The 19275-nt window shown below is 70.1% G+C and carries 20 protein-coding genes and 1 tRNA gene; 14 read left to right on the forward strand and 7 right to left on the reverse strand.

The features are described 5' to 3' along the window. Positions 1 to 5: 5 nt before the first annotated feature. The 4 genes from ABKW26_RS14970 to ABKW26_RS14985 all read left to right on the forward strand — a co-directional run bounded on the left by ABKW26_RS14970 (position 6) and on the right by ABKW26_RS14985 (position 3120). Positions 6 to 272 carry a hypothetical protein gene (locus tag ABKW26_RS14970; RefSeq protein WP_348594600.1) on the forward strand — a complete coding sequence of 89 codons (267 nt, stop codon included), beginning with the start codon at positions 6 to 8 and terminating at the stop codon, positions 270 to 272. Between the two features lie 36 nt (positions 273 to 308). Beyond that, positions 309 to 1367, forward strand: a complete 1059-nt coding sequence (locus ABKW26_RS14975) for an LLM class flavin-dependent oxidoreductase (RefSeq protein WP_348594601.1) — start codon at positions 309 to 311, stop codon at positions 1365 to 1367. Positions 1368 to 1609: 242 nt separating this feature from the next. Continuing rightward, positions 1610 to 2845 carry a pectate lyase gene (locus tag ABKW26_RS14980; RefSeq protein ID WP_348594603.1) on the forward strand — a complete coding sequence of 412 codons (1236 nt, stop codon included), beginning with the start codon at positions 1610 to 1612 and terminating at the stop codon, positions 2843 to 2845. A 41-nt stretch (positions 2846 to 2886) separates the two neighbouring features. After that, positions 2887 to 3120 carry a hypothetical protein gene (locus ABKW26_RS14985; RefSeq protein ID WP_348594604.1) on the forward strand — a complete coding sequence of 78 codons (234 nt, stop codon included), beginning with the start codon at positions 2887 to 2889 and terminating at the stop codon, positions 3118 to 3120. Between the two features lie 110 nt (positions 3121 to 3230). Here the strand turns inward: ABKW26_RS14985 and ABKW26_RS14990 are convergent. Further along, positions 3231 to 3313 (reverse strand) — tRNA-Leu (locus tag ABKW26_RS14990). Positions 3314 to 3505: 192 nt separating this feature from the next. Here ABKW26_RS14990 and ABKW26_RS14995 point away from each other — a divergent pair. The 7 genes from ABKW26_RS14995 to pknB are packed head-to-tail and all read left to right on the forward strand — an operon-like array spanning position 3506 to position 13025. Beyond that, positions 3506 to 4222 carry a DUF3662 and FHA domain-containing protein gene (locus tag ABKW26_RS14995; RefSeq protein WP_348594605.1) on the forward strand — a complete coding sequence of 239 codons (717 nt, stop codon included), beginning with the start codon at positions 3506 to 3508 and terminating at the stop codon, positions 4220 to 4222. Positions 4223 to 4232: 10 nt separating this feature from the next. Beyond that, positions 4233 to 4730 (forward strand): FHA domain-containing protein, encoded by a 498-nt coding sequence (locus ABKW26_RS15000; protein WP_348594606.1) that lies wholly within the window; start codon positions 4233 to 4235, stop codon positions 4728 to 4730. 4 nt (positions 4731 to 4734) lie between these two features. Continuing rightward, positions 4735 to 6153 carry a Stp1/IreP family PP2C-type Ser/Thr phosphatase gene (locus tag ABKW26_RS15005; protein WP_348594608.1) on the forward strand — a complete coding sequence of 473 codons (1419 nt, stop codon included), beginning with the start codon at positions 4735 to 4737 and terminating at the stop codon, positions 6151 to 6153. Further along, positions 6153 to 7640 carry an FtsW/RodA/SpoVE family cell cycle protein gene (locus tag ABKW26_RS15010; RefSeq protein WP_348594610.1) on the forward strand — a complete coding sequence of 496 codons (1488 nt, stop codon included), beginning with the start codon at positions 6153 to 6155 and terminating at the stop codon, positions 7638 to 7640. The genes ABKW26_RS15005 and ABKW26_RS15010 overlap by 1 nt, the downstream gene beginning before the upstream one ends. Beyond that, positions 7637 to 9106 carry a penicillin-binding transpeptidase domain-containing protein gene (locus tag ABKW26_RS15015; protein ID WP_348594611.1) on the forward strand — a complete coding sequence of 490 codons (1470 nt, stop codon included), beginning with the start codon at positions 7637 to 7639 and terminating at the stop codon, positions 9104 to 9106. Before ABKW26_RS15010 ends, ABKW26_RS15015 begins: the two co-directional genes overlap by 4 nt. A gap of 14 nt (positions 9107 to 9120) precedes the next feature. Continuing rightward, positions 9121 to 10956 (forward strand): protein kinase, encoded by a 1836-nt coding sequence (locus ABKW26_RS15020; RefSeq protein ID WP_348594613.1) that lies wholly within the window; start codon positions 9121 to 9123, stop codon positions 10954 to 10956. Then, on the forward strand, positions 10956 to 13025 hold the full coding sequence (gene pknB, locus ABKW26_RS15025; protein ID WP_348594614.1) for a Stk1 family PASTA domain-containing Ser/Thr kinase: 2070 nt from the start codon (positions 10956 to 10958) through the stop codon (positions 13023 to 13025). The genes ABKW26_RS15020 and pknB overlap by 1 nt, the downstream gene beginning before the upstream one ends. Positions 13026 to 13139: 114 nt before the next feature. Here pknB and ABKW26_RS15030 read toward each other — a convergent pair whose 3' ends face one another. Genes ABKW26_RS15030 through ABKW26_RS15045 form a run of 4 tightly spaced genes read right to left on the reverse strand, consistent with a single transcriptional unit; the run spans position 13140 to position 15466 of the window. Continuing rightward, the gene (locus tag ABKW26_RS15030) at positions 13140 to 13775 is read right to left on the reverse strand and encodes an aminodeoxychorismate/anthranilate synthase component II (protein WP_348594616.1); all 636 of its coding nucleotides are present in this window, start codon (positions 13773 to 13775) and stop codon (positions 13140 to 13142) included. Continuing rightward, entirely contained in the window at positions 13772 to 13939 is a 168-nt protein-coding gene (locus ABKW26_RS15035; protein ID WP_348594654.1) for a hypothetical protein, read from the reverse strand. Before ABKW26_RS15035 ends, ABKW26_RS15030 begins: the two co-directional genes overlap by 4 nt. Beyond that, complete coding sequence (locus ABKW26_RS15040) at positions 13936 to 14691, reverse strand: class E sortase (protein ID WP_348594618.1); 756 nt, start codon at positions 14689 to 14691, stop codon at positions 13936 to 13938. The genes ABKW26_RS15035 and ABKW26_RS15040 overlap by 4 nt, the downstream gene beginning before the upstream one ends. Positions 14692 to 14713: 22 nt before the next feature. Continuing rightward, positions 14714 to 15466, reverse strand: coding sequence for a DUF881 domain-containing protein (locus ABKW26_RS15045; RefSeq protein WP_348594620.1), 753 nt, complete (start codon positions 15464 to 15466; stop codon positions 14714 to 14716). Between the two features lie 93 nt (positions 15467 to 15559). Between ABKW26_RS15045 and ABKW26_RS15050 the strand changes: the two genes are divergently transcribed. Then, positions 15560 to 15940, forward strand: coding sequence for a cell division protein CrgA (locus tag ABKW26_RS15050; protein WP_348594621.1), 381 nt, complete (start codon positions 15560 to 15562; stop codon positions 15938 to 15940). 121 nt (positions 15941 to 16061) lie between these two features. Here ABKW26_RS15050 and ABKW26_RS15055 read toward each other — a convergent pair whose 3' ends face one another. Beyond that, entirely contained in the window at positions 16062 to 16799 is a 738-nt protein-coding gene (locus tag ABKW26_RS15055) for a rhomboid family intramembrane serine protease (RefSeq protein ID WP_348594622.1), read from the reverse strand. 112 nt (positions 16800 to 16911) lie between these two features. Next, positions 16912 to 17451 (reverse strand): peptidylprolyl isomerase, encoded by a 540-nt coding sequence (locus ABKW26_RS15060; RefSeq protein ID WP_348594624.1) that lies wholly within the window; start codon positions 17449 to 17451, stop codon positions 16912 to 16914. Positions 17452 to 17576: 125 nt separating this feature from the next. On the opposite strand from ABKW26_RS15060, the gene ABKW26_RS15065 reads away from it, so the two are divergent. Then, positions 17577 to 18611, forward strand: a complete 1035-nt coding sequence (locus ABKW26_RS15065) for a hypothetical protein (protein ID WP_348594626.1) — start codon at positions 17577 to 17579, stop codon at positions 18609 to 18611. A gap of 87 nt (positions 18612 to 18698) precedes the next feature. Beyond that, entirely contained in the window at positions 18699 to 19241 is a 543-nt protein-coding gene (locus ABKW26_RS15070) for a GNAT family N-acetyltransferase (RefSeq protein ID WP_348594627.1), read from the forward strand. The last annotated feature ends 34 nt before the right edge of the window (positions 19242 to 19275 follow it).

A 19275-nucleotide genomic window follows, 5' to 3' on the forward strand; every position in this document is an offset into this window, starting at 1 on the left:
ACGTCATGTCCGCTGCCGTCCAGCTCGCACTCACCGCCGTCGGGTGGACCGGAGCGATCAGTGCCGTCGTCGCCTACGGCCTGGTCACCACGAAGCGGATCAGCCCGGACTCCCTGCAGTTCCAGGCGATGAACATCGTCGGCGCGGGCCTGCTCTCCGTGAGCGCGACGGTCTACGGCGCCTGGCCCTCGGCGGTCGTCAACGTCATCTGGGTGGCGATCGGGCTCTTCGCCCTCCGCGCGATCGTGCGCAGCCGCATCCCCACGCGCTGACGGAATACCGCACCGGGTACCCCCGTTGCAGCGAGGGTGACCTCACTCCCCCGCACCGCCCTGTCCGTCCTCGATCTCGTCCCGGTCCGCACCGACCAGACCACGGCCGACGCCCTCGCGGCGAGCACGCGGCTCGCGCAGACGGCTGACGAGCTCGGCTTCACGCGCTACTGGGTCGCCGAGCACCACAACATGCCCGCCGTGGCGTCGACGAACCCGGCCGTGATCATCTCCCTCCTCGCGGCGGCGACGCAGCGGATCCGCGTCGGCTCGGGCGGCGTCATGCTGCCGAACCACGCACCGCTCGTCATCGCCGAGCAGTTCGCGCTGCTCGAGGCCGCGTTCCCGGGCCGCATCGACCTCGGCATCGGCCGGGCACCGGGCTCCGACCCGGTGACGAGCCACATGCTCCGTTCGAGCGCCGCACAGGGCCGGGACGCCGTCGACACGTTCCCCGACGACGTCCGCGACGTCGCCGAGCTCATGTCCGGGGCTGGCATGACGCTCGACCTGCGGGGGCGCTCCTACGGCCTCAAGGCCACCCCGCGGGCGACGTCGGCCGCTGACGTCTGGCTGCTCGGCTCGTCCATGTACTCGGCGCAGCTCGCCGCGGCCCTCGGCCTCCCGTACGTCTTCGCCCACCACTTCGCCGGCCAGGGCACGGCCGAGGCGATGGCGGCGTACCGCTCGCAGTTCCGGCCGTCCGAGCACCTCGACGCACCCAGGACGTTCGCGATCATCAACGCGGTCGTCGCAGAGACCGCCGAGGAGGCCGACCGTCGAGCGCTCCCCTACGCGCTGTCGATGATCCGCCTCCGGACCGGCCAGGGGCTCGAGCCGCTCGAGCTCATCGAGGACGCCGAGGCTGGGGGCATCGCCCCCGAGCACGCACCGATGCTCGCCCAGATGCGCTCGACGTGGGCCGTCGGCACGCCCGAGACCGCGGCCGTCGCGGTCCGCGCTCTCGCCCAGGAGGTCGGCGCCGACGAGGTGATGGTCGCCCCTGTCTCCTCCGTCCACACCGGATCCGACGCCCGCCGTTCCGAGACCCGCGAGGAGACCCTGCGCCTGCTCGGGGCGGAGCTGCTGCCCTAGCTGCCTCCGGTCGGCCGCCCCTCGCCTAATCGTTTCAGAAGGAGCCCGCGGAGAATCCGGGGTTGCCACGATGGAGAGCGCTCTCCTACACTCCTGGAAACCGGTCGAAAGGTGCACATGGGTCATCCCGTGGGCACGTCAGCGACCGCAACGACGCGGTCGGGGCCGGTGCCGCGGGTGCCTCAGGTCTCGAAGGACGGGACCGGCGGGCGCCCGGAAATCGACGACGAGACGAGGCGACGATGAGACGACCACCTGCACGGAGACTCTGGGCGACGGGGGCCACCATGGCCCTGGCGGCAACGATCGGCCTGGGGGCCCTGGCCATCCCGAGCGCCCAGGCCGCGACCGGCCCGGCCACCGGGTACGCAGCCAGCAACGGCGGGACCACCGGCGGGGCCGGCGGGCAGACGGTGAGAGCCACGACGGGCACCGCCATCCACGCAGCCCTCTGCAACCGCGCGAGCAGCAGCACCCCGATCATCATCGAGGTGCAGGGCACCATCAACCACGGCAACACCACCAAGGTCTCCGGTCCCAGCTGCAACACCGCCGCGGGCGTCATCGAGCTCAAGCAGATCAGCAACGTCACGCTGGTGGGCGTCGGGAGCGGCGCCGTGTTCGACCAGCTCGGCATCCACATCCGTGAGTCGAGCAACATCATCATCCAGAACGTCACCGTGAAGAACGTCAAGAAGTCCGGCTCGCCGATCTCCAACGGCGGCGACGCCATCAGCATGGAGAGCGACGTCCGCAACGTCTGGGTCGACCACGCGACGCTCGAGGCCTCGGGCGGCGAGTCGGAGGGCTACGACGGCCTCTTCGACATGAAGGCCAACACGCAGTACGTCACGTTGTCCTACAGCATCCTGCGCAACTCCGGTCGCGGCGGGCTCATCGGGTCGAGCGAGAGCGACCGGTCGAACGGTTTCGTCACGTTCCACCACAACCTCTACGAGAACCTCGACTCCCGCACGCCGCTCCTGCGCGGCGGCATCGCGCACATGTACAACAACCACTATGTCGACCTCAACGAGTCAGGGATCAACTCGCGTGCCGGCGCCAAGGCGAAGGTGGAGAACAACTACTTCGAGGACTCGAAGGACGTCCTGGGCACCTTCTACACGTCCGAGGCCGGCACCTGGCAGGTCGCCGGGAACGTCTTCGACAACGTCACCTGGTCGAGCCGCAGCGGCGACTACAACCCGGCGGGACCCAACCCGACGTCCACCACGACGGTGAGCATCCCCTACTCCTACACGCTCGACGGGGCGAGCTGCGTGCCGTCCATCGTCCGTGCGACGGCCGGCGCCGGCACGGGCCTCAAGGTGTCGGACGGCTCGTGCTCGCCGACGACACCGAACCCGACCCCGGACCCCACGGACGAGCCCACCGGGGAGCCCTCCACGCCCCCGGCGCCGACGGCTCGGGCAAGGGCGGCGGGACGAGCTACGGAGACGCCATCGACGGCGACCTGAGCACCTACTGGTCGCCGAGCAGCTCGACCGGCCGCATCTCCGTGAAGTGGTCCTCGGCGACGACGGTCTCGACCCTCGTCGTCCGTGAGGCGACGGGAGCGACCGGGCGCATCGGTGCGTGGCGCGTCGTGAACAACGACACCGGAGCGGTTCTCAAGACAGGGACGGGCGCCGGGACCATCTCGTTCCCGTCGACGTCGCTCAAGAAGATCAACTTCGAGATCACCAGCTCCTCGGCAACCCCGAGGATCGCGGAGCTCGAGACCTACAAGTGACGAGCTCTCGTCTCGACACCTGAGGTGAAAGCACCGAAGGCCCCGACCGGGTTTCCCTGGTCGGGGCCTTCGGTCAACCCGTCTGCGGTTCGCACCGCATCCGGACCTTGTGCGTGAGGGGGGACTTGAACCCCCACGCCCTTGCGGGCACCGGCACCTGAAGCCGGCGCGTCTGCCATTCCGCCACTCACGCGTGCCGCAGAACATTACCACGGCGGGGATCAAGTCTTCACATCGCCCTCATCACATCGTTTGGTCTATACGATGAACTTGGGTCGGGAGCGCGTCGCGACCGACAATGCGACGAGTACTCGGCCATCATAGATCCGACAGAGCGGCCCCTGACGAGGGCGCCGCCCAGCGCGAGTGGACGGAAGGAGGCGGCATGGGAGTCCTCGACAGGTTCGAGAAGAGCATCGAGCGCGCCGTCAACAACACGTTCGCCCGGGTGTTCCGCAGCGAGCTCAAGCCCGTCGAGCTCGCCAGCGCCCTGCGTCGTGAGCTCGACGACCGCGCCGCCGTCGTCGACCGCGACCGGACCGTCGTGCCGAACGTCTTCACCATCAACCTCGCCACCGAGGACTACGCGCAGGTCGACGGCTGGGGCGCCGAGACCATGGCCGACGAGCTCGCCGCCAACCTCACGCACTACGCCGCGTCGCAGCACTACGCCTTCGTCGGTGCCGTGACCGTCTCCTTCCAGGAGATCGAGGAGCTCGAGGTCGGCCGCTTCGAGGTCCAGTCCTCGACCGTCCGCGGCGCGGTCGCCCCGGCGACGTCCGCGGCCCCGAGCTCGCGTCACCCGCTCGTCGACATCGACGGTCAGCGCTACCTCCTCACCGGACCGGTGACGGTCATCGGCCGCGGAGCAGAAGCCGACATCGTCGTCGACGACCCGGGCGTCTCGCGTCGTCACCTCGAGATCCGCATGACGCCCGACGGCGTCATCGCGACAGACCTCGGCTCGACGAACGGGCTGTACGTCGAGGGCCACCAGGTCCCGGCGGCGACGCTCCTCGACGGGAACTCGCTGACGATCGGCCGGACACGCATCATGTTCTGGACCGGCGTCTCCGACGACTCTGCGCGCGGGGATTGGTGAACAGGTCCGGATGAGCGAACTGACGATGACCCTGCTGCGGCTGGGCTACCTGGTCCTGCTGTGGCTCTTCGTCTACTCGATCGTCCGCGTGCTGCGCCGGGACCTCTACGGCACCCGCATCACGTCGCGCAAGGGCGGCCCCCGGGAGAACCTCGTGGCGTCGACCGGGATGCCGACCCCGTCCCCCTCCCGGCAGTCCGCCGCCGCCGCCCGGGCGCGTCCGACGAAGCTCGTCGTCACCGAAGGGCCGCTGCGCGGGACGACCCTCCCGCTCTCCACATCGGCTATCCTCATCGGCCGAGCCCCGAGCTGCACCCTCGTGCTCGACGACGACTACTCGTCGTCCCGCCATGCCCGGATCTTCCCGTCAGGCGACCAGTGGATCCTCGAGGACCTCGGCTCCACGAACGGCACCTTCATCGGCTCGAACCGCGTGAGCGAGCCGACCCCGCTCTCCCCCGGGACGCAGGTCCGCGTCGGGCAGAGCGTCGTCGAGCTGCAGAGGTAGTGCGATGACGATCGCCTTGCGGTACGCCGCACGCTCCGACGTGGGCCTCGTGCGCTCGAACAACCAGGACTCCGCGTACGCGGGCCCGCACCTCCTCCTCGTCGCCGACGGGATGGGCGGGCACGCCGGCGGCGACATCGCGTCGTCGCTCACGGTCGCGTCGCTCGCACCGCTCGACGGCGAGGCCTTCGGGTCCCACGAGATCCTCCAGCGCCTCGAGCGATCGATCGAGGCGGCGCGGCTCGAGCTCGTCCGCAGGGCGCGCGAGGACGCCGAGCTCGGCGGCATGGGCACCACGGTCACCGCGCTCCTGCGCTCAGGGAACAAGCTCGCGATGGCGCACATCGGCGACTCCCGGGCGTACGTGCTGCGTGACGGGGTGCTCAGCCAGGTCACCAAGGACCACACGTTCGTCCAGCACCTCGTCGACACCGGGAAGATCACACCCGAAGAGGCCGAGCACCACCCCCAACGGTCGGTCGTCATGCGCGTCCTCGGAGACTTCGACCTCGAGCTCAGCCCGGACCTGTCCGTCCGCGAGGCCCACCCGGGCGACCGGTGGCTGCTCTGCTCGGACGGGCTGAGCGGCTTCGTCAGCGCCGAGACCCTCGAACGGACGCTCAACGACATCGAGGACGTCGACAGCTGTGCCGAGCGGCTCATCCAGCTCGCGCTGCGCGCAGGCGGCTCCGACAACATCACGTGCATCGTCGCCGACATCCTCGACCTCGACGACGTCCCGGACGGCGACGGCCCCTACACGGGCGTGCAGGTGGTCGGCTCGGTCGCGATCAGCCGCGACGCACCCACCGTCGCAGCCGACGGACCTGCCGCGCGCGCCGCCGCACTCCTCGCCGAGGCGCGCGCCACGGTCGACGCGCTGACGGACCCGGACGCCCAACCGGTCGTCGGACAGGTCGAGGCCGCCCCCTCCTTCGAGGACGTCCTCTCCGTCGACGAGACCCTCCCTCCACCCAAGACGAGCCGCCGACGCCGCAAGAAGGCCGAGAAGGCCGCGCGCACCGCTGCCCGCGCCGAGGCACGCGAGGAGGCCCGTGCCTCGTCGTCGACCGACGACGACGGACCGCGGTACCGGTGGGTCTGGACCATCCTCTCCGTCCTCGTCATCGGCGGGATCCTCGGAGGCGGGGCCTGGTGGGGCTACCGCTGGACCCAGACGCAGTACTACGTGGGTGTCGAGAGCGGTCGCGTCGCGATCTTCCAGGGGATCGCCCAGAGCGCCGGCCCGATCAGCCTCTCGTCGGTCGTCGAGACGACAGACCTCGAGACGGCGACCCTCGACAGCTTCGTCGCGAACCAGCTCGACCGGACCATCCGCGCGACGTCCCTCGAGGACGCCCGGGCGCGTGTCGCCGACCTCATCGAAGACGCTCAGCCCGAGACCACGGACGGCACCGGCTGATGGCAACCGTTGAACCTTCGCGGGTTCGCAGCGGTCGCGCCAGCGAGCTCACGCTCCTCCTCCTCGCACTGGGGCTCGGGATCGGGGCCTACGCCCTGGTCGGCCTGTCGATGGAAGGGCGGCTCCCGGGCAACTTCTACGTCCTCACCGGCGGCATGCTCGCGCTCGGTCTCGGCCTGCACTTCGTCGTGCGGTGGAAGGCCCCGTTCGCCGACCCGGCCCTCCTCCCGATCGCCGTCGCGCTCAACGGCATCGGCCTCGCCATGATCTACCGGCTCGACCTGGCGAACCACCTCAAGGGCGGCGACTCCGCCCTCGCGAACCGACAGCTCGGCTGGACCGCGCTCGGCATGATCGCAGCGTTCGCCGTCCTGTGGTTCCTCCACGACCACCGGACGCTGCGGCGCTACACCTACACCGCGATGATCGTCGGTCTCGTCCTCGTCGTGCTGCCGCTCGTTCCCGGTCTGGGGACGCAGATCAACGGCGCCCGGATCTGGATCCGGCTCGGGCCGGCGTCCCTGCAGCCCGCCGAGTTCGCGAAGATCGCGTTCGCCGTCTTCTTCGCCGGGTACCTCGTGACCAACCGGGACACCCTCACCCTCGCCGGACGCAAGGTGCTCGGCCTCCAGCTGCCGCGGGCGCGCGACCTCGGCCCCATCATCATCGTGTGGATCGCGTCGATCGCCGTCCTCGTCCTCGAGCGCGACCTCGGCACGTCGCTGCTGTTCTTCGGCCTCTTCGTCGCGATGCTCTACGTCGCCACCGAGCGCATCAGCTGGGTGATCATCGGCCTCAGCCTGTTCGCCGGCGGCGCCATCGCGGCCGCGACGTCCTTCTCGCACGTCCAGGGCCGGTTCGACGCGTGGCTCAACGCCATGGACACGTCCGTCTTCGAGCAGGAGTTCGGCGGCTCGGGCCAGCTGGTCCGCGGCCTCTTCGGTCTCGCGAACGGTGGGCTCTTCGGTACCGGCTGGGGTGACGGGCGGCCTGACCTCGTCCCGTACGCGTCCTCCGACTTCATCGTCGCGTCGCTCGGCGAAGAGCTCGGCCTGACCGGCCTCCTCGCGATCCTCGTCATGTACCTGCTCTTCGTCGAGCGAGGCATGCGGATCGCGATCGGAACCCGTGACGGCTTCGGCAAGCTGCTCGCCGGGGGTCTGGCGTTCGTCCTGGCGTGGCAGGTCTTCGTCGTCGTCGGTGGTGTGACGCGCGTCATCCCCGTGACGGGTCTGACGATGCCGTTCCTCGCGTACGGTGGCTCGTCCCTCCTCGCGAACTGGATCATCGTCGCCCTCCTCATCCGCATCTCCGACAACGCACGCCGGCCCACGCCGCTCCCGCTGCGTGGCGGCGGCGCACCCTCCGACGACGTCCCGGGTCGCAGCCGGGACGACGACGTCGACGAGCACGACGACGACACCGAGCTCGTGCACCAGACCCCGAGCGACGACGCGACCGAGATCGTGAGGAGGGTGGACTCGTGAACATCCCCCTGCGCCGCGTCGCGGTCGTCATGCTCGCCATGTTCCTCGTGCTCATGGGCGCCGCCTCGTGGATCCAGTACTTCCGCGCACCCGATCTCAACACCGACCCGCGCAACGTCCGCACGCTCTACCGCGAGCACGGCAACAACCGCGGCCCCATCGTCGTCGGCGGGGAGGCCGTCGCGGTCTCCACCCCGGTGGACGACGCGTTCGGCTACCAGCGCTCCTACACGAACGGTCCCCTCTACGCCCCCGTGACCGGGTTCTACTCGGTGGTCAACGGTCGGACGAAGATCGAGCTCCGGGCTAACGAGTACCTCAACGGCACGTCCGACTCGCTGTGGTGGAGCCGGCTGCAGAATCTCATCTCCGGCGAGGACCCGCAGGGCTCCTCGGTCGAGCTGACGATCGACCCCGTGGTCCAGCAGGCCGCGTGGGACGCGCTGGGCGACCAGCGCGGTGCGGTCGTCGCGCTCGACCCCGCCACCGGCGCGATCCTCGCGATGGTCTCGAAGCCGAGCTTCGACCCCAACGTCCTCGCGAGCCACGTGAGCGCGGACGCCAGCGCCGCGTACCAGGCGCTCGTCGCCGACGAGGGCGACCCCCTCTTCAACCGGGCGATCGAGGGCGACACCTATCCGCCCGGGTCGACGTTCAAGCTCGTCACGACAGCGGCGGCCCTCGAGTCCGGCAGCCTCACGCCGGACAGCGAGATCCCCGCACCCGACGAGCTCGCCCTGCCGCAGTCGAGCTCCGTGCTCCGCAACTTCGGCGGCGCGAGCTGCTCCGGCACCGGGACGACCACGCTCGCCGACGCGCTGCGCATCTCCTGCAACACCGCCTACGGCCAGCTCGGCATCGACCTCGGCGCCCAGGCGATCAGCGACCAGGCCGTCGAGTTCGGCTTCGACACCGACCTGACGATCCCGCTGCGCGTCGAGCCCAGCCGCTTCCCCACCGAGTCGGAGGGAAACCCGCTCGACGGCGCGACGACAGCCCTGTCGGCGATCGGCCAGTCCAGCGTCACGGTCACCCCGCTCCAGGTCGCGATGGTCTCCGCCGCGATCGCCAACGGCGGCGAGCTCATGACCCCCTACCTCATCGAGCAGGTCCGCACACCTGACCTCTCCGTGGCGTACGAGGCCGACCCGTCCGTCTTCAGCACGCCCATCTCGGCCACGACCGCCGAGCAGATGCGGGACATGATGCTCGGCGTCGTCCAGTCCGGGACGGGGACCGCCGCCCAGATCAGCGGCGTCCAGGTCGCCGGGAAGACGGGGACCGCCGAGACGACGAGCGACGTCGCGCCGCACGCGTGGTTCACCGGCTTCGCACCGGCGGACGACCCCCAGGTCGTCGTCGCCGTGGTCATCGAGAACGGCGGGAACCTCGGGAGCGAAGCCACCGGAGGCCGGGCCGCGGCCCCCGTCGCCCGCGCAGTCATGGAAGCGGTGATCAACCAGTGAGGCCGGCAGCAGGCATGGCACTCGGCGGCCGGTACCGGCTCGTCCGACAGATCGCCGTGGGCGGGATGGGGGAGGTCTGGGTCGCGCACGACGAGTCCTTGGCCCGCGACGTCGCCGTCAAGGTCCTCCGCGAGGAGTTCGCGGGCAACTCGGACTTCCTCGACCGCCTGCGGACCGAGGCGCGCAACAGCGCTGCCCTGTCGCACTCGAACATCGCCCAGCTCTACGACTACGGCGAGCAGGAGCAGTCCGGCTACCTCGTCATGGAGCTCGTCGTCGGCGAGCCCATGTCCGACCTCCTCGAGCGCGAGCCCGTGCTCCCCGTGCTGCGCCTGCTCTCGATCCTGTCGCAGACCGCGCGCGCCCTGCACGCGGCGCACGTGGCCGGCGTGGTGCACCGCGACGTCAAGCCCGGCAACATCCTCCTCGAGCGCACCGGCGAGGTGAAGATCACCGACTTCGGGGTGTCCCTCGCCGCGAACCAGGTGCCGATGACGGCTGCCGGGATGGTCATGGGCACCGCCCAGTACCTGTCGCCCGAGCAGGCCATCGGCAAGGCGGCGACCGGGGCGTCGGACATCTACGCCCTGGGGATCGTCGCGTACGAGTCGATCGTCGGGAACCGTCCCTTCACCGGTGCGACCCCTGTGGACATCGCCGTCGCGCACGTCAACGAGGCCGTCCCGCCGCTGACGAAGAACATCCACCCGGGCTTCGCCGACCTCATCATGCGGATGCTCAGCAAGGACCCTCTCGACCGTCCGCGCAGCGGCGCGATCCTCGCCCGGAACTTCGACCTCCTCGCGGAGGAGATCGCCGCCGACCCGTGGGGCAGCGGCCTGCGCCGTCGCGGCAACTCCTCGCCGCCCGGGCGCCGGGAGACGTTCGCCCCGGCACCCGAGCAGCCTGTCGACGCCGAGGTCTCGCCCCGACGCTCCCGGACGGGTCAGCCGTCGCACCTGGCGGGCGGCGCGCGTGGACCGATCCAGGAGCCGCCCGCGACGACCCGCGCCAGCCAGCGCATCGCCGCCGGTCACGCCGCTGAGCGCCGGGACGGCGGACCTGGCGCGTCCGCAGCCGCGGCCTCCGCCACGTCGCCGCCCGCAGCCCCCCGCCGGTCGGGTACGACGTCAGCCTCCGCTGCGCCCGCAACTCTCCCGCCGGTCCCTCAGCCGCCGACACCACCGTCGACCCAGCTGCCGACGCCGCCGCAGGTCCCTGCCGTCTCGCGCGAGAAGTCCGTCCCGCCGCCCCAGCGTCCCGCGTCGACCCGTCCGGCCGACGGGGCCTCGCCCACGCGGGCGTCGCTCGCCGCGTCGAGCCGTCCGTCAGGCCGGCGCACGCCCCTCCCTCGTGGTGCCGCCGCCCGCGGGACCGCGTCCGGCCGGGACCACTCGCGCTTCGAGCACCCCGACCTCCGGGGTGCCGGTGGCTCGACGCCCGGCCGTCCCGCCTCCCGCCGCTTCACGGAGAGCGAGTCGGCGCCCCGGTCGTCGTCCTCGCACCGCTCGGGGTCGTCCGGCCAGCGCACGGGCTCGTCCGGCCAGCGGCCGGGGTCGTCGAGCCTGCGCCGCACGTCCACGACCACCGGTCAGCGCATCGGAAATCTCGGTTGGCCAACGATCGCACTGGGACTCTTGGTGCTGGTCATCCTTCTTGCGACCATCATCAAGGCGATCGTCAGCGGTGGTGACTCGACGACGGACGGACTCCCTGGACAGGGCGCGTCGTCCGTTTCGGTACAATCCACCAGCGGGATCCTGATGGATGGGATGATGGACGACGACGCAGCGCGCGGAACCTCTGCGCCTGACGGAACAACGACACCTAGAACACCTAAGGACGCGTAGTGGTTGACGACGCACCCCGTATTCTCGCGGGCCGTTACGAGGTCGGTGAGCTCATCGGCCGCGGCGGCATGGCCGAGGTCCACATCGGCCACGACAACCGTCTCGGCCGCACCGTCGCGATCAAGATCCTGCGGTCCGACCTCGCACGCGACCCCTCCTTCCAGGCGCGGTTCCGCCGCGAGGCGCAGTCCGCGGCCGCGCTCAACCACCCCGCGATCGTCGCTGTCTACGACACGGGCGAAGACATGATGCAGGAGCACGGCGGCGCCATGGCGCACGTGCCCTTCATCGTCATGGAGTACGTCGAGGGGCACACGGTCCGGGAGATCCTCCGGGACGGCAACGCCGTACCGATCGAGGAGGCCGTCGAGATCACCTCCGGCGTCCTCTCGGCACTCGAGTACTCGCACCACGCCGGCATCGTCCACCGCGACATCAAGCCGGCGAACGTCATGCTCACGCCCACCGGTGCGATCAAGGTCATGGACTTCGGCATCGCCCGCGCGCTGGCCGACTCCGCTGCGACGATGACGCAGACCCACTCGGTCATCGGCACGGCCCAGTACCTCTCCCCGGAGCAGGCGCGGGGCGAGAGCGTCGACGCCCGCAGCGACCTCTACTCCACCGGGTGCCTGCTCTTCGAGCTCCTCACCGGTCGCCCGCCCTTCATGGGCGACTCCCCGGTCTCCGTCGCCTACCAGCACGTCCGCGAGATGCCGGTCAGCCCGAGCAGCATCGCTCCCGACGTCCCTGAGACCCTCGACCGCATCACGCTCAAGGCCCTTGCGAAGGAGCGGACCTCGCGCTACGGCAGCGCAGCAGAGTTCCGCTCCGACCTCGAGGCTGCCGTCCGCGGGGGAGCCGTCCAGGCTCCGGCGCTCGGCATGGTGGCTGCGGCTGCCGCCGGGGCCGGTGCAGCAGGTCTCTCCGGCGCGACGGAGGTCTTCGCGGCCACCGCGGCAGACCCCTCCCAGACGCAGGTCGCCCCGTCGTGGTCCCCGGTCCCCGGTGACCGCTCTCCCGTGCCTCTGCACGAGGAGGACGGGGACGAGGACGAGAAGCCGCGCAACCGTGGTCTCCTGTGGACTCTCATCGCCATCGCGGTCGTCGCGGTCGCGGCGATCGCGGCGATGCTGCTCCTCGACGGGAACGACGACGGCGACGACGTCCCGATGCTCGCCGTCCCGAGCTTCGTGGGGCTGACCCAGGAGGAGGCGGTCACGAAGATCGAGGCCGCCGGCTTCACCGAGGAACCGGTCATCGGTTTCGAGAAGAGCGACACGGTCGAAGAGGGCCTGTTCGTCCGCAGCGACCCAGCCGAGGGGACGGACCTCGCGGCAGACCAGCCAATCTCGTTGTGGTTCTCCCAGGGTGCCGACTCACGGGCTGTCCCGGACGTCACGGGCCAGACGCAGGAGAACGCGATCGCCACGCTCGAAGGTGCCGGTTTCACCGTCGCCAACGGTGTGGAGACGGAGAACCACCCGAGCATCGCGAACAACTCGGTCACACGGACGGTGCCCGCGGCGGGAGAGATCGTGCCCGCGTCCACCCCCGTCGCTCTGTTCATCTCCGACGGCAAGGTCAGCCTGCCTGACCTCACGGGCATGACCGAGGACCAGGCGAAGGCTGCACTCGCAGAGCTCGAGCTCGTGACAGTCATCCAGTCCGAGCAGAGCGACGCTGCGCCCGGGACGGTCGTCCGGCACCTGCCTGGGGTAGGAGTCGTCAACCAGGGCTCCTCCGTCACGGTCTTCATCGCGATCCCGATCCCGATCGAGCAGGTCCAGGTCCCGAACAACATCGTCGGCATGACGCAGGCGGACGCCGAGGCGGCGCTCCGGAACATCGGTCTCGTGCCGGCGATCGAGGCATCACCGGACAACACCCGGCCCGCCGGCACGGTCGCGGCGACCGCCCCGACGGCCGGCCAGCCGGTGGACGTCGGCACCATCGTGATCCTCTATCTCTCGGACGGCAGCTCGTTCAACGCCGGCGAGGACGACGAGGACAACCCGGACGACGAGGATCCTGCCAACGGTCTGGGCATCACGTTCCCCAGAGGCTGACGGAGCCCGCCTCGCACCAGCGAGCCCGGTACGACGAGAGCCCCACCGGGTGTCCGGTGGGGCTCTCGTCGTCTCACGCCAGGTCAGGTGGTCCCGCAACCGACCGGGGACGCGTCAGCGTCGGATGAGCGGGGCCAGTCCCTCGGACCGCACGACGGCGTCGGCGGCGCCGCACACCTCGAGCCAGTTGGCGAGGAGCCGGTGCCCGCCCTGGGTGAGGACCGACTCGGGGTGGAACTGCACCCCGTAGAGCGGCAGCTCACGGTGCTGGAGGCCCATGACGATGCGCCCGTGCGTCGTCGCGACCTCGGCCGTGACCTCGAGCTCGGTCGGGACCGTACCGGTCACCACGGCGAGCGAGTGGTAGCGGGTCGCAGTGAACGGGTGGGGGAGCCCGGCGAGGACGCCGCGGTCCTCGTGCTCCACCTCGCTCGTCTTGCCGTGCATGAGCTCGGGCGCGTGCGTGACAGTGGCACCGAACGCCTCCCCGAGCGCCTGGTGTCCCAGGCACACGCCGAGCATCGGCACCGCGTCCGCACCGCAGTCGCGGATGACCTGGAGGCTCGCACCGGCCTCGGCCGGGGTGCCTGGACCGGGGGAGACGAGCACACCGTCGTATCCTGCCCGCTCGGCGGCGCTCGGGACGGCGTCGTTGCGGACCACCTCGGTCTCGGCCCCGAGCTGGTTGAGATATCCGACGATCGTGTAGACGAAGGAGTCGTAGTTGTCGACGACGAGGATCCGGGTCATCGGGCTTCACCCACAGTCTGTTCGTTGAAAGGCATGTAGTCGGCGATGGCGGGGAACACCCACTCGAAGCACACGAGCACCACGGCCACGGCGAGCACCAGCAGGATCATGACCCGCAGCCAGGCGGGCCCGGGGAGCAGGCGCCAGAGGAGTCCGTACATCATTGTCCACCTTCGGCTGCGGGAGCGAGAGCGCTCGGTGTGCCCTGGGACACCGGCATCCAGGAGGTCAGCGTGCCGTGGACGATGTACCTCTCGCGGGCGGAGAACATGGGGTGGCAGCTGGTCAGGGTGATGAACCGCTCGGTCAGCTCGGGTAGGGCCGCTCCGTCCTCGAGCCCGGGAACGGGGGCGATGACCTCGATCTGACTCGGCATGACGATGAGCGACTCGGTGACCTCGTAGACGTACCAGGTGTCCTGGGTGCGGACGACGATCGGGTCGCCGACCTGCAGGTCGGCGATCTGGTTGAGCGGCTTGCCGTAGGTGGTCCGGTGACCGGCGAGCGAGAAGTTCCCGAGCGCGCCCGGCATGGCGGTCTCGGGGTAGTGCCCGATCGCCCCGGTGTCCAGGACGTCCTTTTTCCCGACCCCCTCGGCGACCGTCACCTCGTAGTCGCTGCCGAAGCGCGGGACGAGGATGCTCGCGAAGGTCTCGCCGGGCGCAGGGGCGACCACGGCCGGCGGGGGCTCGTCCGGGGTGTCCTCGACGCTCACGAGCGTGGGGGCGGGCTCAGCCCAGTCGAGTCCTTCGAGCGCCTGCTCCTGGACGCGACCGGCCTGGACGTCGGTCCACCACAGCTGCCACGTGACGAACAGCCCGACGAGGATCCCGAGCGTGATCATGAGCTCGCCCACGACACCGGTGAGCCGCAGGGCGATGTGGGGCTTGGCCTTCGTCCTGCGAGCGCGACTCATCGAGGACCCTCCGTGCGAAGGTTCACCGGTAGATCTCCGTGCCTTCGGGGACCGACGCGAACTGGAGGTTGAGCGCTCCGTCGTAGGCGGGCAGGTCCGCTGCGTCGAACGTCTGGACCTCCCACCCGAGGCCGACGTACTCGACGTACTGGCGGTACAGACCGACCTTGTCGGAGGCGTCGAGAGCGTCCATGAGCGCGTCAGGGTCCCCGATGGCCTTGACCTCGTAGGGCGGCGAGTACACGCGGCCGTGGAGAGACAGGACGTTCCCGACGCACCGGAAGGCGGAGAGGGTCGTCACGCGTTGGCCCACGAGGGTCATCGCTTCGGCTCCGCCTGCCCAGAGGGCGTTGATGACGCCCTCGAGGTCCTCCTGGTGCACGACGAGGTCGTCCGGGGTGATGCCCTCGGGCTGGATCCGGCTCGAGGGGGCGTCCTGGAGCGTGACGCTCAGTCCCGGCCCAGAGACGGGCGCCAGGCCGGTGACGACGCCTGAGCGTGCGGCGATCTCCGGCGCCACGCGGGGGACCTGCTCGTCGGCAAGGGTGGTGAGGTCCTCGACCTGCGCCCTGAGCTGCTCGACCTCGGCGAAGAGCTCGTCGCCACGATCGCTCTCCTGCTCGACGAGCTCGCCGAAGTTCTCCGGGTGCCGGGCTTCCTCACCGCTCGTGAGACGTGCGTTCGCGACGAACATGAGGCCGGCGAGGAAGAGCACGAGCGCAGCAGAGAGACTTGCCCGGACCGGGCCTCTCCTGCCGTGCGTCTGTCGCGCCATGGTCCCAACCGTCTGAGGTGTCTGACGTCCGTCGACGCTGCCACTAGGCTAGTCGAGAATACGTCGCCGTCCCATCGACAGGAGCCCGTTGCCGTGCCCGAATCGAAGCCGTCCAAGAAGGCTGAAGAGTCTCAGACGTCGAGCGCGTCCGGCAAGCCGCTGACGCCCGAGCCCGTGGCTCCTAAGAAGTCGAGCACGCCGACCACCCCGCCGAAGCCCGGGAAGACCGCCAAGGGCTCTCAGCCGGCGAAACCGGTCAAGGTGAAGGTGAAGAAGCCGCAGACCGTCGGGAACCCGCGCTGGCTCGTCCCGACGATGCTCGCGCTCTTCATCGTCGGCATCCTCTGGGTCGTGACGTTCTACCTCACGTCCGGTGGCGCGCGCCTGCCGATCCCGCCGCTCGGCCAGTGGAACATCGCCGTGGGCTTCGCCCTCATCCTCGTCGGGTTCGGCCTCTCCACCCGGTGGAAGTAGCGTCGCCGAGCTCGGCACACGCCTGGATGAGGGCCGGTATCCGCAGGATTCCGCCGTTGCATCGGTACGACGCGTGCACAAGGTTATCCCCATCTGTGGATAACTACACGGATGTCATTCCCTAGATCGATGCGTACCGCAGCATCGCCGCTGCCACGAGGATCACGGCGACGACGCTCGTCCCGACGATGCTCACAGCTCGTCGGTGCGCCCGTGGCGCGAAGGCGTAGAGCGCTCCGAGCAGCGTCCCGGTCACGAGACCACCGAGGTGGCCCTGCCACGAGATGTTCGGCACGAAGAAGCCGATCGCGAAGTTGAGCCCGATGATCACGAGGATCGCCCGGGCATCGCGGCCGAGGCGCCGCAGCACGATGAGGATGGCACCGAACAGGCCGAACACCGCGCCCGACGCCCCCACGGTCCCCGTGAACCAGGACACCGTCGTCGGGTCGGAGAAGAGCAGCACCGCGACGCTGCCACCGATGGCCGAGAGCACGTAGAGCCCGACGAACCGGGCCCGCCCGAGCATCCGCTCGAGCTCTGGGCCCACGATCCACAGGGCGTACATGTTCAGGAGGATGTGGAGCGGCTGCTGGGAGTGCATGAAGGCCGAGGTGAGGAACCGCCACGGCTCCACGTCGCCGAGCACGGGCGCGAACGCCCACCTGCTCGTCCAGTCCTCCCACTCGAGCGTCAGCTGGAGCAGGTAGCTCACGGCACACAGGGTGATGATGCTCAGGGTGACGACGGGCTGTCCGGCACGGACCGGAGCGCCGAGCACGGTGCGAGCGGGCCGCACCGTGCTCTGTGCCTCGCGCACGCAGTCGACGCACTGGACCCCGACCGGGGCCTGGACCACGCACTCGGTGCACGCTGGTCGCCCGCACCGCTGGCACCGGACATAGCTGATCCGGTCAGGGTGGCGCGGGCAGACCGGCGGCTGGCTCGCGGCGTCGGTCATCGGTGGGAGTTCAGTCCTCGATCGTGACGGACGTGATCTTGGTGTCCTCGACAGGGCGGTCGCCGGGGCGGGTCGCTGCGGCAGCGACGGCGTCGACCACGGCACGGCCGGCGTCGTCCGCGACCTCACCGAAGATGGTGTGCTTGCCGTTGAGCCACGGCGTCGCCGCGACGGAGATGAAGAACTGCGAGCCGTTGGTGCCCTCGGCCTCGCCGGTGATCGCGTTCCGGCGCGTTCCCGCGTTGGCCATCGCGAGCAGGTACGGCTTGGAGAACGTCAGCTCGGGGTGGATCTCGTCGTTGAACTTGTAGCCCGGGTCACCGGTGCCGGTGCCGAGCGGGCAGCCGCCCTGGATCATGAAGCCCGGGATCACACGGTGGAAGATGAGGTCGTCGTAGAACGGGTCGGTGCGCTCGGCGCCGGTCTTCGGGTCCGTCCAGGGCTTCGTGCCCGACGCGAGACCGGTGAAGTTCTCGACCGTCTTCGGAGCCTGGAAGGGGAAGAGCTCGATACGGATGTCACCAGCAGTGGTGTGGAGGGTTGCGAACATGGGTCCATTGTTTCACGGGATGCACCCGAGACCACTGCTGTCCCCACGTGGTGTTCTGCTGCGTTCGGTGCTCACAAGTGGCAGAGTGGGTGCAGGTGCATCCCCTCTACCCCACGGGAGAACGTATGTCTGACGGAATCAAGAAGCTCGCCCGCAACGCGAGCGGGAAGATCGACAAGATCGACTCCGAGAAGATCAAGGGACAGGCGTCCGACGTGGTCGCAGCGCTCTCGGACGGTGCACACCAGGCGGGCGACGTCGCGACGGTCTTCGCAGGCCAGGCGCGTGAGGCTGCGGTCCAGGCGAAGGACTGGAGCACCCCGAAGGTCGAGGCTTTCGTCGAGTGGGTCACCCCCCGGTTCGAGCAGGCGTGGAACGAGACGCTCAAGGCCACCGCGCCTCGCGTCGAGAAGGCCGCAGAGAAGGCCGCACCCGTCATCGACTCCGCGCACGACAAGATCGTCGACGACCTCCTGCCCAAGTTCGTCGCAGCGCTCAACGCCGCGGCAGAGTCGGCTGCCGACGCAGCCGTGCACGGCGTGGCCGTCGCGGGGAGCAAGACCTCCGCCGGTGCGACGCACCTGGCCGACTCCATCGCGGCCGCCTCGGAGCGTGGCCCCCTCAAGCTCGCCGAGGCGGCGAAGGCCGCGGAGAAGCACAGCAAGAAGTCCGGCAAGGGCTGGTGGATCGTCGGCGGGGTGGCCGCAGCCGGTGGGGCGTACGTGCTCTGGAAGCGGTCGCAGCCGACCACCGACCCGTGGGCCGAGCCCTGGGAGAAGGTCGACGCGCACTCGTTCGACGAGGTCGTGGATGACGCGAAGGTCGCCGTCGGCGATGCCGCCGAGGCCGTAGGCGAGGCAGCTGGTGCGGCCGTCGCGAAGAGCCGTGAGGTGTCCGGCAAGGTCGCCGGCTCCGTCGAGGAGCTCTCGGAGAAGGTGACCGACAAGCTCTCGGAGGCCAAGGCCACCGCGAAGAAGGCGACGACCCGGACCCGCGCGGCGGCGAAGGACAAGGTCGACGAGACCGCACCCGTGGTCGAGGACGCCCTCGCTTCGGCCGCCGACGCGGTGCCCGGCGCTGCCGAGACCGCGAAGCACAAGGTCGACGACGCCGGTGACGCCACCGACTCCGCGATCGGTGACACCGACACCACGAAGTAGCGCTCAGCGACGCACGCACCCGAAGGCCCGGTCCGTCTGGACCGGGCCTTCGTGCGTCCACGGACGTCCGGGTGGGAGGATCGGCCGGTGACGCACCCGCACGACGGCACCGTGGAGTCCCGGCAGCCGCCGACCATCACTCTCGTTCGTCTCGGGATCGACACGATCACGGCTCTCGCGGCGGGGGACCGGGCAGGTGCTGGACGGTCCTCGCGCCTCCCGATCTCGAGCTACCTCGCCGACGATCGCGCGCTGTGGGCGTGGCAGCTCGCCGTCGCAGCCGACCTCGACCCGGTCGAGCAGTCGCGCTGGCTCGCGTGCGCGGTGCTCGACGAGACCGACTGGCGTGTGGTCGGCCACGCGGGCTTCCACGGTCCGCCTCGAGAAGGCATGGTCGAGATCGGCTACTCCATCGACCTCGTCCACCGGCGGCGCGGCTACGGGCGCGCCGTCGTGTCCGCACTCCTCGACGAAGCACGGGCCTGCCCGGACGTGACCCGGGTCCGTGCGTCGATCAACCGGTCCAACACCGCATCCTTCGCGACGATCTCCGGCTTCCGCTTCGTCGCCGTCGGATCGCGCGCGGTGGACGGAGGGGAGGAGGTCATCCTCGAGCGCCGGTCGGTCTAGGCCGACCCGAGACCTGGTGCGGCCGCAGGCTCTT

This window comes from Sanguibacter sp. 25GB23B1 (assembly GCF_040012415.1).
Taxonomy (GTDB): domain Bacteria; phylum Actinomycetota; class Actinomycetes; order Actinomycetales; family Cellulomonadaceae; genus Sanguibacter.

Coding starts and splice junctions, on each gene's coding strand:
- ABKW26_RS14970 (WP_348594600.1), top strand. CDS start 6: ATGTCCGCTGCCGTCCAGCTCGCACTCACCGCCGTCGGGTGGACCGGA.
- ABKW26_RS14980 (WP_348594603.1), top strand. CDS start 1,610: ATGAGACGACCACCTGCACGGAGACTCTGGGCGACGGGGGCCACCATG.
- ABKW26_RS14995 (WP_348594605.1), top strand. CDS start 3,506: ATGGGAGTCCTCGACAGGTTCGAGAAGAGCATCGAGCGCGCCGTCAAC.
- ABKW26_RS15000 (WP_348594606.1), top strand. CDS start 4,233: ATGAGCGAACTGACGATGACCCTGCTGCGGCTGGGCTACCTGGTCCTG.
- ABKW26_RS15005 (WP_348594608.1), top strand. CDS start 4,735: ATGACGATCGCCTTGCGGTACGCCGCACGCTCCGACGTGGGCCTCGTG.
- ABKW26_RS15010 (WP_348594610.1), top strand. CDS start 6,153: ATGGCAACCGTTGAACCTTCGCGGGTTCGCAGCGGTCGCGCCAGCGAG.
- ABKW26_RS15020 (WP_348594613.1), top strand. CDS start 9,121: ATGGCACTCGGCGGCCGGTACCGGCTCGTCCGACAGATCGCCGTGGGC.
- ABKW26_RS15030 (WP_348594616.1), bottom strand. CDS start 13,775: ATGACCCGGATCCTCGTCGTCGACAACTACGACTCCTTCGTCTACACG.
- ABKW26_RS15035 (WP_348594654.1), bottom strand. CDS start 13,939: ATGATGTACGGACTCCTCTGGCGCCTGCTCCCCGGGCCCGCCTGGCTG.
- ABKW26_RS15040 (WP_348594618.1), bottom strand. CDS start 14,691: ATGAGTCGCGCTCGCAGGACGAAGGCCAAGCCCCACATCGCCCTGCGG.
- ABKW26_RS15045 (WP_348594620.1), bottom strand. CDS start 15,466: ATGGCGCGACAGACGCACGGCAGGAGAGGCCCGGTCCGGGCAAGTCTC.
- ABKW26_RS15060 (WP_348594624.1), bottom strand. CDS start 17,451: ATGTTCGCAACCCTCCACACCACTGCTGGTGACATCCGTATCGAGCTC.
- ABKW26_RS15065 (WP_348594626.1), top strand. CDS start 17,577: ATGTCTGACGGAATCAAGAAGCTCGCCCGCAACGCGAGCGGGAAGATC.